Origin of the sequence: Paenibacillus sp. PK1-4R, assembly GCF_030369595.1 — a bacterium.
Classification (GTDB): Bacteria; Bacillota; Bacilli; order Paenibacillales; family Paenibacillaceae; genus Paenibacillus.
In genome coordinates this window covers 285,186-302,400 of sequence record NZ_CP126535.1, presented here as the reverse complement: position 1 = coordinate 302,400, position 17,215 = coordinate 285,186, and the positions used below count along the sequence as shown (strand labels likewise).

Annotated in this window: 12 protein-coding genes; 4 read left to right on the top strand and 8 right to left on the bottom strand. The window is 47.9% G+C overall.

Features of this window, described 5'->3' with window-relative positions; all coding sequences use genetic code 11:
- Positions 1–19: 19 nt before the first annotated feature.
- The 4 genes from QNO02_RS01350 to QNO02_RS01335 all read right to left on the bottom strand — a co-directional run bounded on the left by QNO02_RS01350 (position 20) and on the right by QNO02_RS01335 (position 5,723).
- Entirely contained in the window at positions 20–868 is an 849-nt protein-coding gene (locus QNO02_RS01350) for a carbohydrate ABC transporter permease (RefSeq protein ID WP_036616400.1), read from the bottom strand.
- Positions 865–1,815 carry a carbohydrate ABC transporter permease gene (locus tag QNO02_RS01345; protein ID WP_206105824.1) on the bottom strand — a complete coding sequence of 317 codons (951 nt, stop codon included), beginning with the start codon at positions 1,813–1,815 and terminating at the stop codon, positions 865–867. The genes QNO02_RS01350 and QNO02_RS01345 overlap by 4 nt, the downstream gene beginning before the upstream one ends.
- A gap of 47 nt (positions 1,816–1,862) precedes the next feature.
- Positions 1,863–3,203 (bottom strand): ABC transporter substrate-binding protein, encoded by a 1,341-nt coding sequence (locus QNO02_RS01340; RefSeq protein ID WP_289390878.1) that lies wholly within the window; start codon positions 3,201–3,203, stop codon positions 1,863–1,865.
- 276 nt (positions 3,204–3,479) lie between these two features.
- Positions 3,480–5,723, bottom strand: coding sequence for a glycoside hydrolase family 88/105 protein (locus QNO02_RS01335; protein ID WP_289392651.1), 2,244 nt, complete (start codon positions 5,721–5,723; stop codon positions 3,480–3,482).
- 370 nt (positions 5,724–6,093) lie between these two features.
- Here QNO02_RS01335 and QNO02_RS01330 point away from each other — a divergent pair, with 370 nt between their 5' ends.
- A complete protein-coding gene (locus QNO02_RS01330) occupies positions 6,094–6,921 on the top strand; it encodes a methyl-accepting chemotaxis protein (protein ID WP_133387228.1) in 828 nt (275 codons plus the stop codon).
- 162 nt (positions 6,922–7,083) lie between these two features.
- Here the strand turns inward: QNO02_RS01330 and QNO02_RS01325 are convergent, their stop codons facing one another.
- Entirely contained in the window at positions 7,084–7,902 is an 819-nt protein-coding gene (locus QNO02_RS01325; RefSeq protein ID WP_133387229.1) for an endonuclease/exonuclease/phosphatase family protein, read from the bottom strand.
- 280 nt (positions 7,903–8,182) lie between these two features.
- Between QNO02_RS01325 and QNO02_RS01320 the strand changes: the two genes are divergently transcribed.
- Together QNO02_RS01320 and QNO02_RS01315 are read left to right on the top strand one after the other, a co-directional pair.
- Positions 8,183–9,961: an SWIM zinc finger family protein gene (locus QNO02_RS01320; RefSeq protein ID WP_289390877.1), complete on the top strand. Its 1,779-nt coding sequence runs from the start codon at positions 8,183–8,185 to the stop codon at positions 9,959–9,961.
- A 5-nt stretch (positions 9,962–9,966) separates the two neighbouring features.
- Positions 9,967–12,987, top strand: coding sequence for a DEAD/DEAH box helicase (locus QNO02_RS01315; protein WP_091038765.1), 3,021 nt, complete (start codon positions 9,967–9,969; stop codon positions 12,985–12,987).
- 139 nt (positions 12,988–13,126) lie between these two features.
- Here the strand turns inward: QNO02_RS01315 and QNO02_RS01310 are convergent, their stop codons facing one another.
- Positions 13,127–13,591: a hypothetical protein gene (locus QNO02_RS01310; RefSeq protein ID WP_133387230.1), complete on the bottom strand. Its 465-nt coding sequence runs from the start codon at positions 13,589–13,591 to the stop codon at positions 13,127–13,129.
- A gap of 384 nt (positions 13,592–13,975) precedes the next feature.
- Between QNO02_RS01310 and QNO02_RS01305 the strand changes: the two genes are divergently transcribed.
- Positions 13,976–14,659, top strand: coding sequence for a type 1 glutamine amidotransferase domain-containing protein (locus tag QNO02_RS01305; protein WP_289390876.1), 684 nt, complete (start codon positions 13,976–13,978; stop codon positions 14,657–14,659).
- 103 nt (positions 14,660–14,762) lie between these two features.
- On the opposite strand, the gene QNO02_RS01300 is transcribed toward QNO02_RS01305, so the two are convergent.
- Together QNO02_RS01300 and QNO02_RS01295 are read right to left on the bottom strand one after the other, a co-directional pair.
- The gene (locus QNO02_RS01300; protein ID WP_289390875.1) at positions 14,763–15,722 is read right to left on the bottom strand and encodes a 2-keto-3-deoxygluconate permease; all 960 of its coding nucleotides are present in this window, start codon (positions 15,720–15,722) and stop codon (positions 14,763–14,765) included.
- Positions 15,723–15,728: 6 nt separating this feature from the next.
- Positions 15,729–17,186, bottom strand: a complete 1,458-nt coding sequence (locus QNO02_RS01295) for a glycoside hydrolase family 1 protein (RefSeq protein WP_133387233.1) — start codon at positions 17,184–17,186, stop codon at positions 15,729–15,731.
- Positions 17,187–17,215: the final 29 nt, after the last annotated feature.

Sequence of the window (17,215 nt, the reverse complement as noted above, 5' to 3'; positions counted from 1 at the left end):
AACTCGTTTCGTCTTGGAATTACCCTTTGAGCCCAGAGGTGGCGATTCCTTCCACGAAGTACTTTTGACACACGATAAATACGATAAAACATGGCACCAGCGATAACACCGACATGGCAAACATCGGACCCCAATCAGATTGAGAACTGGAATCAAGGAACAAACGCAGACCCAGCGGCACGGTGTATTTGCTCACATCACTCAAGTAGATCAACTGACTGAAGAAGTCATCCCATGTCCACAAGAACGTAAAGATCATCGTGGTCACCAATGCTGGGAAAGCCAGTGGAATGATGATTTTGGTGTATATTTTCACAGGACCGCATCCATCAATAGTTGCCGCTTCATCCAGCTCTTTGGGCAATCCCCGGAAGAACTGTACCATGAGGAAAATGAAGAAGGCGTCGGTCGCCAACCATTTTGGCACGACAAGTGGCAGATACGTATTCACCCACTCCAGGTGGTTAAAAAGGATATACTGCGGGATCAGCGTCACATGATGGGGAAGCATGATCGTCATGAGCATCAGGCCAAAGCAGATGGCTTTGAAACGAAAATTCAGTCGGGCGAAGGCATATGCCGCCATTGAGCAGGAAATGACATTGCCCAGCACGGCACCAAGCGACAGGATGACAGAGTTGGTCAGGAAGCGGGAGAACGGATTGCCCTGAATACCCGACCAGCCATTCATATAATTTTGCCAATTCCATTCTTGTGGCCAAAACCAGGTCTCCGTAAAGATCATATGTCCCGGTTTGAATGAACTGCCCAGCATCCAGAGGATCGGGTAGAGCATGACAAAGGCGATGCCTGAGATTAACACATGTTTGCTGACGACCCATGCTGTAGAGTTCCGTTGTCCAATCATGATTTCCCACCATCCTCATAGTGCACCCACAGCTTGCTACTGCGGAATACGAGCAATGTAAATACGCCAATCAGGATAACCAGCACCCAGGCCATCGCGGAAGCATAACCCATCTGAAAGAATGAGAATCCTTTTTTGTACAGATACAGAGAGTACATTAAGGTTGAGTTCACTGGTCCTCCGCTACCATTACTGATAACAAAAGCCTGTGTGAATGATTGAAAAGACGTAATCAGTTGCATGACGAGATTGAAGAAGATAACGGGTGACAGAATCGGCAACGTTATATAGAAGAATCTCCGCAGAGGACCTGCACCATCTACCGCTGAGGCTTCATCATATTCAGGTGGAATCTGCTTCAAACCTGCCAGGAAAATAATCATGGATGATCCAAACTGCCATACGGATAACAGGACGATGGAGTACAGGGCATACTTCGGATTAGCCACCCAATCGGGCGCCTTAATGCCCACCATGGCAAGCACACTATTGAGTAGCCCGTCCCCACCCAGCATTTTACGCCACAACATTGCAATCGCCACGCTACCTCCAAGCAATGTTGGGATGTAATACACTGTCCGATAAATACCTAATCCTCGAATCCCTTTGTTGAGCAACATGGCTACCAGCAACGCAAAGATCAACTTGACCGGTACCGATACAGCGACATACGTGAAGGTGACTTTGAGCGACTGGGTAAACAGTTTATCGGATGTAAACATTGTGGTGTAGTTATCCAGACCGACCCAGGAAGGGGCGGCCAGGATACTGTAATCGGTGAATGAGATGTATAACGATACCAACATCGGACCCAAGGTGAGAAATAACAATCCGACAAGCCATGGGGCGAGGAACAGAAGCGCGGCTCCATTATGCGCATATCTCCGTTTGACCCGCCGGGTAGCTACACGCTCGATTCGGGCTTGACTGACCTGTGATGTCGTCATCTTCGCAACCTCCCCGCAGAATTAGAAGTCTGAGACCGTTCCAACCGTTATTGACTTGATCCAAGTGTAGCCTTGGCTCCTTCAATAAACTGGGCAATGACATCTGGCGTATTGCCTTGACCGAAAGCGATCTGCTCGCTTGCGCTCTTGAAACTTGTGTCCACTTCAGCAAATCCTTGCGGGTATGGTGGATCAATCTCACTGGAGTGCTTCGATACGGTATCGATAAATTGGAAAATGACTTGCTCCGCTTCCGGCAGCGTTGGCTGCATCTGCTCACGAATGCTGGAGTTAACCGGCACACCACGTTCAGAACCAAGGATAGCGGTTGCTTCCGGATCATTGACCATGAAATCAATGAACATGGCAACTTCCTTCGGATGTTTGGTTTTGCCATAACCGGAGAGGAACTGGCCTGGTTTCAGGTATTCGCCAATTTGCTGCTCGTTAACACCATGCGGGAGTACTTGTATGCCAAGCTTATGATCCTGGTTTTTGTTCACCTGCTGGAATGTCAGCAATTGATTGGACCAGGCAAAATCCATGGCAGCTGTACCCAGCGAGATTGGGCGTGTCTCCAGCGCATTGGTTGTGGATGCCGTTATCTCCGCTGTGGTCACTCCACCATTCTCGCGTAGTGCGCCCCACATATCGAACCATTGCTGAAGCTCCTCGCTGGTAGCGGTCATTGTGCCACCGTCGAACAATCCTTTCCCGGATTGTCGGATAAACACTTCAAACATGTTCGTTGTACCGGAAATGTCTGCAGATCCATAGAACCCCTCACCTTTGGCTGCGGCAATCTTGGTTGCAATATCCCCAAAATCCTTCCATGTCCAGCTCTCTTGCGGTTCTTCAATACCTAATTCCTGAAATACAGTTGCGTCATATATGACACCTGGTGCGTTTACTCCGAGGGTAATTGCATATAATTTATCGTCAATTGATCCGGCTGTAATCATGCTCTGATCATGGTCCTCTGTCCGCAGCTCTTTGCTCTCTGCAAACGGGGTCAGGTCAAGCAAGGCCCCACGCCGGGCAAAGTCAGTCAGAAATGCGTAATCCATCTGGATGATATCTGGTGCATTCGAACCGGCTACCTGTGTAGTCAATTTGTCAAAATAACCATCCCAACCGGAGTATTCAGGTTTAATGGTGATTCCCGGATGTTTCTCTTCAAATAATTGAATGACTTTGGTCGTCAAATCATGTCTGGTCTGTGATCCCCACCAGGTCATGCGCAGTTCAATCTTGCCTGATGAATCTCCTTCACTTCCACTTGCTTCTCCAGAAGAAGATGGTGTATCGGTGGCCCCTCCAGAACAGGCTGTAGCGAACAATAACAGGGACAGGCAGAACAGGGTTACCCACTTTTTTGTAATCATCATAAATGAATTTCCTCCCCTTCTTGCATCTATGGAATCGCTTACAAAATCTATTGTATCGGTCCATTACTGCACATGACATAAACAAAAGTAAGCTTTCCTGTCAAAAAAGTAAGGAGTTGAAGGAATCAAAAACCACCGGGAATACCATTCCCGGCGGTGATGTTCCCGTCTCAGATATGATTACGGGTATACAACCGTATTACGTGGAGCAGAAGATAAGTTGTTGTATAGGAGTAATGGTAGGAAAATTCAGGTATTCCGTATAAATATGGCCTGTCAGGAATGTGAGACGGCAGGTGAAGATACCCTGTGCTCAGCCAGATGTTTCTTCATTTTGGCTACCTCAGTTCCTGCCAGCATCATAATGCCTATTCCGTGATTGTCATTGGTGACGGTACGCAAGTCCTGATCATAATACTCTGCCGTAAACGCATATCGTGATCCGCTACACACGCCATGCACATTCCCTTGACGATCAATGGCTTTGCAGATGAGTCCCTTCCAAGCCCGCTCGGCAGCTGTGACGTAAACTTCAGGGTCTTTGAACCAGCCAAAGCGTACACCTCTCGCAAAACCATAGGCAAACATCGCCGTGCAGGAGGCTTCTTCATACGTCTGCGGAACATTCAACACCTGATGCCACAACCCACTCTCCCCTTGTAGTGCCGCGTAACCTTCACACAGCTCGTTGAAGAAATTAATTAGAGCCGGGCGCTCGGGATGCTCTGCCGGCAAAGCTTCCAGTACCTCCGTCAAGGAAAACAGTGTCCAGCCATTCCCCCGTCCCCATGGAATCTGCGTTGCCTGTCCGTATTTGAAATCATACACATGGGACATGATCTTGAACTCAGGCATAAACAGATACTTCCGATACAGTGAAAATTGTCTGGCGGCTTCATCCAATGCGGCTGAGTTGCCTGTCACCCGTGCATAACGAACGAGAAACGGCGTGCTCATATAGAGGTCATCTGCCCACATGGTATTCTCGGCATACTCCCCTACACATGTGCGATAAAATGCCCCATCCTCCTGCCGTTCCAGACGGGAAAGCATGAAATCTGCAATCCGTTCAGCAATCGGAAGAAACGTTGGTTCATGACACTCTGAATACGCTTCCAGCATGGCTGAACCAAAAGAACCGCAGTTATCCAACATTTTCAGCATGACCAATTGTTGATTGACTGCAGGGAAACCGTACTGCTCCCGATCCCATAATGAGTACTCATACATCTGGGTACATGCCTGCACATGCTCAGCCGCATAACGTGTAATGTCCGGTCTCTGCAAATAACGCCCAGTCCGTAATAGACCATATACAGTGACACCTAATGGATAATCCCAGCGACCATAATTGGTCACACTGCCGACTGTCCATTTGTTGCTTAACATGGCATTTTCATAATAAGGTCTGATCCAAGCATCCGGGCGATCTAAGCGCCAATACGTCTGTTCTAACCCCGTTTGGTACACTCGGTCTGTTCGGGTCAGATCCTGCAAATCCGGTTCAACCTCCGATTCAAAAGGTCCGACATATAACCAAGACTCTCCGGAAGCACCGTGTACACGCTGAGGAAGCTCCAGTGAAAGTGGCTTACCCGAAACGGTTGCGTTCAAATTAAAATGCCAAGGTCCCTCGGTAGCGTTGCATTCACTTCGGACAAGCAGGTCGCTCCGTCCAAAAGAGGCTGGTACATCCACCTCGAACGGTCCTGCCTCTTTCACTTGCGCCACAGGCTTGCCGCTAATCCAAATACTTAGAGAACCGGAGGATTGACCTGACAATCGTACCTGACTTCCGGTTGAATCGTTATTGTTCAGATGGGTCCAAGCATAAGCATGTTTTCCAGGAAGATTTCCGTATATTCGTTCGAAAGCTGGCTTGGTTTTATCTTCATCAGACCAGCCTGTCTCAGGCAGCCAGTTCAAGCTGTAGTCTGATTCTTTTCCAAGCAGGTCTAGTTGCTTACTCGCGACTGGGTTCGGTTGGGAGAATACCCACCCCGCTTGCCCCTGTCTCTCCTGAAATGGAGCAAATACATTCAAAATTCGCACTTTACCTTCATCTGATCCGAACTGGCAGCCAAATCCGGCAGGAGTATTTTTCATTTCCAGCCAAATGGTGTTCCAACCGGGCTTGATGTCAATGCTGAGCTTCACCGTTGCATCAGGACTAATCTCATCCATTACGGTAGACCGATAGACCAACTGCTCATTGAAATAGAAACGAACAGGGCCATAACAACGGACCAGCACATCCAGGTTTCGGTCCTCGTCACCCCAAACCAGTGCAGCTGCGTAGGATATATGGTCTTTAGGTGCATCAGGAAAGCGTTTACCTAAATTCAGATCATAAAGCCCTTTTTCATTTTGCAAAATACCAGACTTCTGGAATACCCGATATACAAAATCAGCCTGCGCATTGGCTCCAATATACCTCTCGGCCAGTACCTTCAACACCTGATCCTGATCTTCTCCAAATCGGTAATACATGCTCTGCGGTTCACTGAAATAGGTCGTCATCGATGGCACACATCCTTCTCCCGTTGAAATAAAGTCTTATATCATTGCATTCATACCATCCACACTGGAGCACCAAACTAATATGCAGTAATAAAGTATAGCGCTTAACCTAGGTGGGTAATCCCCTTACCGGGAAGTAGGTATGTCCCTTGGTTATCTTCTGAATAGCCGAATAATAATCCCAGTATAACTGACATGTTCGGTGGTGGCTACAGATTTTTGATTACGCTTACAATTATATTGGATTTAGTCGCCTTTTCTCTCTAGGTTAACTTAAATTTGAACAATGGTTTAAAAACGAGAAAACGTTACCGATATAAATACTAGATTGAAAAATTCCACTTTTTGTATCGGGAAGGAAAGATGCACATTGAATACTCTTGAATCTCTGGTAAATGCTATGCCTTTTGTTAGCCAAATGTTCCGTGACGACATATCCATATCCATTAATGATCATGAGAAAGTATTGTATTTTTCCGAAGCAAAAAGTCTGGAGATTGGCGTGAAGGTTGGAGATGAGCTGCATGACGATTATAAAAATTTCAAAATGCTCACCAACAAGGATACGCGTACCGTGGCACGTATGCCTGGTGATCTGCAAGGCAGACCCTTCGACTCCATCCTTATTCCCATTAAGGAAAACGATCAGGTCGTGGGTATATTGGGTGTGAACTACGCACTGGACAGTCACATGACACTGGAAACGCTGATCCGTGAAAATGAAACGACCATTAATGCGCTCGTCGGCGGCATTCAGCAGATTGCGGCACATTCCGAAGAACTCTCCGCGACATCGGAAGAGATTCTACGCAACTCCAAAAAAGCTTCAGAGAACTCCGTCAGTGTGTCTAAAGTAACAAACGTCATTCGTGAAGTATCGGAACAAACCAATCTGCTTGGACTCAACGCCATGATAGAGGCAGCTCGTGTGGGCGATCAGGGAGCCGGCTTCGGTGTAGTTGCCAGTGAAGTACGCAAGCTGTCAGATCATACGAAACAAGCAGCAGCTGATATCGAAACATCCCTCGGTAGTGTACAAGATTCCATGAAACATATGGAGCAGGAGATCGGTCAGATTACAACCGCAACAGTGGATCAGGCCAAACTTGTGACCGAGTTCATGGAAAGTATCGAACAGCTTAGTGAGACAAGCGCGAATCTGAAAAAGTTTGTACATCAGATGCTGGCGCTCGAATAATAATACAGTTCCACAACAGAAAGAACAAACGATATGAAATGTACATAGAAAATGATTTAGAATGTGAAAAGCCTCCGACGACTTCCCTTTGCAGGAAGTCAGCGGAGGCTTTGTTTCGTATTTGCGGTGATATCACCTTTATGGTTTATGGTCAAATGGCTGTTATATCTCTACAGCTACGCCAAAATGGTCAGACACGACCGGCCCGTTTTTACCGTTCAAGACCACGGTAGAAGATTTAGCCTGAATCGGACGATTGGAGAAAATATAGTCGATCCGCAGATCGCGTTTGTTATCTGCCCAGCCGGCAATGGCCTTCACCACGGTTGCTCCTTCATCCTTTTGCAATGCTGTGGTGTACAGGTCATTCCATCCTTTGCTCATCATATAATCGTAACCTTCATCACGCACTTCCGCGACATTATTAAAATCACCCATTATATATAACGGCTGATCCATGTAGGGGGCAAGCTTGCTCTCCGTCAACTCCCACTGTCCCTTGAAAGGTTCCTGCGCATCATCCCACCAGTTATAATGTCCGTTCACAAACCAGGTTGCTTCACCTTGGACGACCGTCTGGATTCCCACAATCTTGCGTGTACGGTAATTGTTATAATCCCGCATGTGGGACACGTATTCCCCAAAAGCCTGTGTAATCGGCGTCCGGCTAAGGATCGCCAGTCCTTCATCGTATTTTTGGAACCCGACATGCGCGGGAATCCACGTCCAGTGATATTGCTCTGTCAGCTGCTGAAGCAGAACGTAGGCATAGTTGTCTTTTTTAATCACAGCATCGGATTCAGTAGCATAATACATCTTCAGTTCTTCTTCAGAAAGCGCCGCTTCCTGCATGGATTGGTTGACCTCCTGCATGGAGATCACATCAAATTGATGTGTATTAATAAAATCAGCCAGTTGACTGATCTTGTTCAGTTGATCCTCTTCCGCCCAAGCGTGTGTGTTTAACGTAAGTATTTTCATATGCTCTCTCCTGTTGTGTGTAATATGGCCGTTTCCCCGGCCTGCATCGTTCCTGATAGGAATACATACCATAAGCATACACAATATGGTGCATTCTTGCATGTCGGCCTCCAGCAGAACCGACGTGTTCATCCTGATTCCAGTTGGTCTAAAATAACTTCAAATTCTTCATAACCCATGCACGGATTGGCTCATAACTGATATGATGGATACAACAAATTTACAACATCACGTCATAGACGTGGTGATTACTGAACCTATGTTTACCCCAGGAGATGGAATGATGAACATACCCAATAACATGAGGATGGATGATGCGCAGTGGCAACAATTAATTCGGGAAGTTGCAGAGCATTTTAACAACCTGACGATCATGCGCGGATTCCAATATTATAAACAAAAACGTGTCGGACCATTAACCTATTCAGAACAACAAGGGATTTCGGCCGTTGTACAAGGATCGGAAGAGTACGAAGTAACATTGAGCATGCAATCCCTTACTACAAGTCATTGTACCTGCCCGGTGAGTTCCGTATGCAAACATATGACGGCTGTCTTGATGAGTTATGCCGAGCAACTGGAGCGACCTGTGCATGCGATTGTGAATGCGCACTCCAGTACTGCGCTCAAACAAACGACCAAACCTGTCGGGGCCATGTCCGCAGGACTATCCAGCTATACAGATGCCGATGAACAACAGGATATGGACTTTCCCGACAACCAATACAGCCAGATCAAGGAGCGTGCAACAGAGCTTGCCGATCTCGAAATCTCGGAATGGCATGAGTTATTCCACTCCTGTCTGAGACGGCTGGGTACCGGCACAGCAAGCACATCCTACGTACAGGAAGCAACGGACGAGCTGTATGCCATTAAGCCAAGGCTGAACGCTGCGATGGACCAGCTTTTTGAACTACATGTGCAGCTGCACCTCATCCGATTCTGCGTGCCTCCGGCCCGTAACTCCATCACGCATACCCCCGTGTACTTGAGCTACCCTGCCCAGCTCGCGGTGGATGCACTTCAGAAAGACATTGAACGGATCTTTAACCATCCACTAGACCTGTCGGGTCTAAAGGGAAACAAGCTTGAACAACTTTGGAACAGACTGTCTGAAACCTCGGCTTATTTACGCAAACAGATGATGCCTGAGACAGCCAGCATGATGTTCTTCACTCCGATCTATCGACAACTGTGGTTGAACTGGATTGTGCCTGAACTTCAGGGGTCGCGGGACATGTTAGCGTCGGAACAGGTTATCTTAAATGATATAGAGCACAATATAACCCTATCTTCGCCACCTTCCCAGTCAGGTGGAAGTGTCTTGAGTATTGCTCAGAGTAATGGAAGTAGTAGTGAAAGATCAAGCAAAGCAGTGACACTGCCTTTACCACTCGTACTCGCGCAGAGCTGGATGCACTTCCATCTGGGGCAGGATGATCAGGCATGGCAGCGACTCATCCATGGAAGTTCGGCCTACGGTTTCCCGCCAGAACAACTGTTGCATTTTCTCCATGTACTCGCAGATTCGGCTGAATGGAAAAGGCTTGGGGATTGGTTGGTACAACTTGGCCCCCTTCTGGCGAATCGGCGTAATACACCTCTGAATGATTACATGCATCTGTGGGATACGGCCATTCAACATCTGCCCGATGCAGAGAACCGCATGTGGGACACGCTTGTCAGTATGCTTCCCCACTCCCGTCCCGCCTACGAGGATGCCATGCATTCGCGTGGACAGTGGCGCAGATGGATTGATTTTCAGCTGAGTACGGGAACAGAACCTCTCGAATTCCGCGTAGCGATGCTGCAACCGATCGAAAAAGATGCACCTGAGCTGCTGCTTCCCTTCTATCATCAGGCAGTGGAGCGTTATATCGGACACAAAAACAGGGACGGATACAAAGCAGCGGTGAAACTGCTGAAACGTCTGTCCAAAATCTATAAAAAGTTGAAGCAAGAAGCGCACTGGGAGCAATTCATCACTACACTCGCCGTTCGTAACAGTCGGCTGCGCGCCCTGCAGGAAGAGCTTCGGAAAGGTAAACTGATCTCATGAGCTTAATTCATCCTTACACTGAAACGATTGAGGTTCACGTCGCTTTAACCGGATATGGCGATGCATTGTTTTACGGAGCACTCAACACACACCACTTTGTATCAGGACAGTCACTTAAGCAGCGATTGTTCGCTTGGCATGCGCCTTCCTTCTACGGTACCGAACTGGAAGTTCGGCAGATTGAGGAGATTGAGCTGGTTGTTCTGCCTGCGGAAGAAGTGATCCCCTTCTTTGCCGAGATGCATACCCTGCTTCATATTGAATGGAAGTGGGACGAGCAAGCGGAACATCTGATTCGACTGGCTCCGGCATTCGCAGCATCTATCGAGAAGCGCAAATACGTACCTAGCTTCGAGGCCTACCGTGCAGGACAGCTTCAGTGGACGTGGGACCCGGACAGCTTGAAAAAGCAGGATCGGGCATCGCTTACCAAAGCGATTCAACAGACAGACGAGAGTTATGCCGAAGGACTTGGGGCAGCCTACTCCGCCTTTGTGTTCCAGCGCTGGTACAGTTCGGAGGAAGCGGCAACCGATCTGCGGCGTGAATTCCCGCAGTTGTTCCCAGAGCGCGGCACTCTACCCAAGACAGCAGGGATGGACGCTCAGTCCTGGCTCGTATCCATTGGCTGGAAAGCAGATGCCGCCCCATTCAGACCCATGCTGCAATTGCAGGAGCCAGACGAGGATGAGCCATCTTGGCGGCTGCGACTGGTATTGCAGAACAAGCTGGATGCCGCCGTATTGGTGCCCGTTATGCTGGATTCACGGGGCAGACTTGAAGGCGAATGGCCAGAGGTATGGACACCGTTCATTCTGGATCGCTCCGCCGGATGGTTGGATCAGCTTCGCGCACATCTACCGCGTCTCGGAAGCTCCATTAGCGGCAGGCGTGATGTGCTGAGTGATCCTTTGGGAGATCAGGAAGCCTGGCAGTTCCTGACGCAGGATAGCGGGCGGTTGCTCGCAGCGGGCTGGCAAGTTCTGCTGCCTGGTTGGTGGGAAGCAGCCCGTAAGAAGAAACCAAAGCTGCGTGCTAAGGTGCAGCCGGAGGAAGGCAGTGAGCGGGGACAGTCGTTCTTCGGACTGGACTCGATTATTCATTTTGACTGGCGAATTGCGATTGGTGACACGGATCTTAGCGAAGATGAATTCGCCGACCTTGTTGCCCGTAATGAACGACTGGTTCGCTTCCGCGGAGAATGGGTTCCTCTCGACCCCGACCTGCTGGAACAGATACGTCGTGCCATGGGCGGTGTAGACCGGGAACAGGGACTCTCATTTCAGGATATTCTGCACCTGCATCTGCTGCATAATGAGCAACGGGAATACCGCAACCAGAAATGGAAGGAAGGACAACAAGCCGAAGAGGAAGAGCAACCACAGGCTAATGAGAACATTCGGCTGGAAGTTGAACTTAACGAACACCTGAACCGGGTCATTGCACAACTGGGGGGCGGACAAGGCGGTGCGCCTTCCCTGCCCATTCCTACAGGGCTTCATGCCGAGCTGCGATCGTATCAGAAGGAAGGTTTTGCATGGCTTGGTTTCCTGCGCAGATTCGGACTTGGGGCATGTCTTGCCGATGATATGGGTCTCGGGAAAACCATTCAGTTCATCACGTATCTGTTACACATCAAGGATCATGAACCACGTAAGCCGGGACAAGCCCCGGTACTTCTGATCTGCCCAACTTCCGTACTGGGCAATTGGCAAAAGGAAATTAGCCGCTTCGCACCCTCCATTAATGTCAGTCTGCATTATGGCGCACGCCGATTAAGTGGAGAAGAATTCCGGGAGCAGACCGAGCAGGTGGATATTATTATCACGTCCTTTGCTACGGCTACACTGGATCAGGAGATGTTACAAACCTATACCTGGGCATGTATCTGTCTCGATGAAGCGCAGAATATCAAAAACGCCCAGACCAAACAGTCCTTGGCTGTCCGCAGTTTCCCGGCGAAACACCGTATTGCCATGACAGGCACGCCGATCGAGAATCGGTTGTCCGAGCTGTGGTCGATCTATGACTTTATCAATCCAGGATATCTGGGCAACGCTCGGGCATTCCAGACTCGCTTCATCAGTGCCATAGAGAAAGACAAAGATGAGCAGCGGATGCAGGATCTGCAGCAATTGGTGAAACCATTCATGCTGCGCCGCAAGAAAAAAGATCCCAATATCCAGCTTGATCTGCCGGACAAAAACGAGATGAAAACTTACATTCACCTTACGGGCGAACAAAGTGCATTGTATGACCAATCCGTGCAGGCCCTGATGGATAAAATGAAAGAGTTGGAAGGTATCAAGCGCAAAGGTGCAATTCTATCGGCGTTAACCCAGCTTAAACAGTTGTGTGATCACCCTCTGCTGTTAACGAAAGAAGCTTTGCCGGAGGAACTTCCCGAAGACGGTGCACTGACATCTGCTTATGACGTGTACAGCCCGCAGGATATGGCGATGCTGATCAGCCGCTCCGCAAAGCTGGAACGACTGATGGAGCTTGTCCGGGAATTACGAGACGAGGGCGAGCGATGCCTGATTTTCACCCAATATATCGGTATGGGACAGATGCTGCAACAGGTACTGCGTCAGGAGTTGCAAGAGCCTGTGCTTTACCTGCACGGGGGAACATCCAAGACAGCAAGGGATCGTATGATTGAGGAATTCCAATCCCGTACATTGCCTGAGGATAAGCAACCATCGGTCTTTATTCTGTCCATCAAGGCTGGCGGTGTCGGGTTGAATCTGACCGCAGCCAATCATGTCTTCCATTTTGACCGCTGGTGGAACCCGGCTGTTGAGAATCAAGCCACCGACCGGGCTTATCGGATGGGTCAGACCAAGGATGTTCAGGTGCATAAGTTCATCTCTCTTGGCACATTGGAGGAGCGGATCGACGAGATGTTGGAGAGCAAACAGCAGCTCAGCGATAACATCATCACAAGCTCCGAGAACTGGATTACCGAATTGTCGACGGATGAGCTGAAAGACCTGTTCACTCGGCGTCGTGACTGGTCGGGCTAACTTGATAGAAGATTTACAGTACAGGCCAAAAATCAGATTTCAGAGAAATCAAATAAATAAGAAACACAAAAAGAGCGAAGTTTCGGAAAGTAAATCCCGGCTTCGCTCTTTTTGTATTGTTGCAGTTAATCATCCGTTCTTAGCGCATGTTACCGATGATGGATGATCTTGAATCCTGCATTTTTTTGATAAAGTTCGTCATAACATCAAACGCTTCATTGCGCTTGTTGGACATGGATTGCAGACGAAGCATGTCCATCTGTTGGGAGTTGCTCGCTGCATCAATTTGGCCTTTAAGCTTTTGAACAGCTGCTTCATCCCCATTTTGCTGGGCTATCTGCAATTGTGCGTTCAAATCCGCGATCTGTTGATTACGGTTCTGCACCTCCTGGATTTGCGTTTGCAATTGTGCATCCAGTAATTTGGTACGTTCTTGTTGGACCATCATCAAAGCTGTTTCGATATCCATATTGCTAAAGTTGATAGGTGTTACGCCAGAGATGTTGGAGACGGAAACTGTGCTCGCTGAAGCTGAAGAGACGATAGATACTGCAGCGACAGCAGCAACTACGGATGAAGCGAAAAATTTACCTGAACGTTTCATGACTGTTCCTCCGAGTCCATATGTAATATGTACCAGTTTTTTGTTGGTATCTTCCGTCATTCTAAATCAAAAGTACTAGTTGTTCAATCAAATTAACTTCAAATTTGAATTAATTTCGAGATCCCTTACACACGCCTACCTCCGCTTACAATATGAGTAAAATAAACAGGGCATTATAAGTAAAAGTGCATTCTTACGGGCATATTTACTACGACTAGATTGTTCTTTAATCCTACGCTTGAAAGTCACATTAGAGATCGACGATACGTTCATGATTTTACTTTGAAAAATGGTTATGTTATATTTGATAATATATTTTACACAATTTAATTTTGTGATATTCAATATAGATGCATGTTATATACTTTACGGGAGGTTTTTTATATGAAAAAGATAATGGTTGTTCTAACAAATGTAGATCAATACGCAACGAAGGACGAGCCTACTGGCTTGTGGCTGAGCGAAGCGACTCACTTTATTGAAGAGTTCGACCATAATGACAATGTTCAGATCGATCTGGTTAGCCCTAAAGGTGGTAACGTGCCTCTTGACCCGAAAAGTCTCGGCGATTCTCTGGATGAGAGCACCAAAGCCTATTTCGAAAATGAAACGTTCATGAACCAATTGAAAAATACGCTGAAACCTAGCGAAGTGAATGCAAGTGACTACGATGCGATCTACTTCACAGGCGGTCACGGTACGATGTGGGATTTCCCGGACAATGCTGAACTTCAAGAGCTTTCCCGTGATATCTATGAAAAAGGTGGCGTTGTATCCGGCGTGTGCCACGGGGTTACAGCCTTGCTGAACGTGAAACTGTCCAACGGTCTGCTTTTGATCAACGACAAAACCGTTTCCGGCTTCACGAATGAAGAGGAAGCATTGGCTCAACAAACCGAGTATGTTCCATTCCTGTTGGAAGATGCTCTGAGAGAACGTGCTGCACAATACGATAAAGCAGCTGCCTTCAGCTCTTATGTCACAACAGATGGCCGCGTGGTCACAGGGCAGAATCCGCAATCCAGCAAAGCTGTAGCTGAAAGTGTTAAACAACTGCTGGGTCTGTAAAATAAACCACTCTATTCCCCTCCTCCCCCAGGAGATCATATAGATGTATAAAGCAAAACAGCACGTGATCCGTCATAACCTGACAGAACACGTGCTGTTTTTTCTAGTGATTTGTTGATGCAGAAGCTTCCGTCGTTGTTCCTCCAGCCAAGCGCTTCACGATATAAGGCACGGTCACCGACGTCAGGATCACAGCAAAGGCAATCTGAGCGATAGCTGTGTCCACATAAGGCGCATACGCCGGATTGAACCCGGCAGCCATCGAAGGCACCACCATGGACAATCCAGCAACCGAACATGTCGCAGCCGCTGCGTAACCGGGCCGTCTTAGTATCGCACGATCGATCCCAATGAGCGGTAGCATGCAGATCAGCAAAAATAATACCGTGACCAGCAAACCGGATAGACTGGATTGAAATGCAATACGCAGATCAATATTGGACCCGAAGCTGGTACCCAGGAAAGGCAGCAGAATCAGTGTTCCCGGAGCGAACATCTTCTGGATGTTGTTATCCAGGTTACCAAGCAGTATCCCGATCAAGAAAGGTACTAGCGTAGCAAGTACACTGAGATAATCAATACCAACACCACTCGCCGAATTTAATATCATAACCGGAATAACCGGTACGGCGATCAGATTCAGAATGCCAAACGCAGCACGATCCACATCATCTCCGTACGTGTTCATCAAGGCCAGATATAATCCCGGATTACAACTGGTCAGAACGGCGATGAAAGCTACCGCAGAAACTCCTCCGACCCCACTTATGCCAAAAAAGTGTACAAACGCCCAGCCGAACAGGCAGCTGATGAAGATACGGGAGATACAGAGCACCCCTGCTCTCTTCAAGGTCACCAGAAGCTGTGACAAGTTGAGTTGTGTTCCTGATATCAGTAAAATCATGCCGATCAGCACCATGGTACCTTTCGATGTGAACAGTGCTGTCGTTGGATCTCCGATCTGAAAAAACGATGGAAACACCGTGTTGATGACCGCAGCGGCCAGCATAGGAACAATCAGCAAGCCGCCGGGTATTTTTTTGATACGACCCAGAATGTTCATGGTGCGTTACAGTTCTGCTCCGTTGGTACGGATCACATTCTGATACCAGAAGAAGGAATCCTTACGATATCTTTTCAGCGTACCATTGCCATAGTCGTCCTGATCGACGTAGATAAATCCGTACCGTTTGCTCATCTCGGAAGTCCCTGAACTGATCATGTCGATTGGCCCCCACATCGTGTATCCCAACACCTCGACCCCATCAGCAATGGCGAGTCCCATCTGTTCGATATGTTTGCTCAGGAAATCAATCCGGTATGGATCGTTGATCGTTCCGTCCTCATTCAGCTTGTCGTAGAAGCCTGAGCTGTTCTCCAGAATGAAGACTGGTTTTTGATACCGATCATAAACGAGATTCAGCGTATATCGCAGGCCGATTGGATCAATCTGCCACCCCCACTCGTTTGCAGGCAAATGCGGGTTTTTGTAGACACTGTGTACGTTCCCGGCTGTTAATTCAAGTTGTTCGGTATCACTACTGGAGATCATGGAGTTGTAATACGACATCCCCACAAAATCAGCCGTATGTGCACGAATGCTATCCAAATCGCCGTCCTCGATGTTCAACTGGATCTCCTTGTTTTTGAAATACGTTTTACTATAGTAAGGGTACTCGCCTTTATTGAGCACATCGAGATAGAATTGATTTTTCATCTGATCATCCTGTTGCATCTGAAGGGCATCCTCCGGCTTGCATGTGTATGGATACGTTGTAAAATATGCCACCATACTTCCGATCTGGTTATTCGGATCAATCTCATGGGCCATCTTGGTTGCTCTGGACGCAGCTACAAATTGATGATGCAACCCCTGGAACAACATTTCCTCATAATTCGGAGCATCATAATCAATGATTCCAAGCGTCTTGGCCGATGCTTTCACGCTCATGTTGATCTCGTTGAACGTCACCCAATATTTCACTTTGCCCTTGTAGCGATTAAACAACACATCACAATAGTTCACATACAGATCGATCAGCTTGCGGTTATACCATCCTCCGAACTTGTCCATCAGTACAATTGGCGTATCAAAGTGACTGATGGTGATCAGGGGCTCCATACCATGTTTAAGACATTCATCTATCACCTGGTCATAGAACTCTAGTGCCTTTTCGTTCGGAGCGGCATCGTCGCCACCTGGAAATACTCTGGCCCATGAAATGGAATAACGGAATACTTTGAAGCCCATCTCGGCAAACAAGGCGATATCCTCACGGAAGTTATGATAAAAATCGATCCCCCGGCGCTTCGGATATTTCACGGTATCCGGGTCATTCCTGGCCTCTTCAATCATCTCCCAATTCACTCTGATCTGCTTGGTCACTTTGCGATCGTTCTTCTCGTTAAATTTCATCACTTCCGGAATGGTCAGGCTCTTGCCGTCCACATTATAAGCTCCTTCTGCCTGACAGGCAGACAGTGCACCGCCCCATAAAAAATCTTTTGGAAAATTGGAATTTGTCATTTTAGTTCCTCCTGTTATTAAGTCTTATT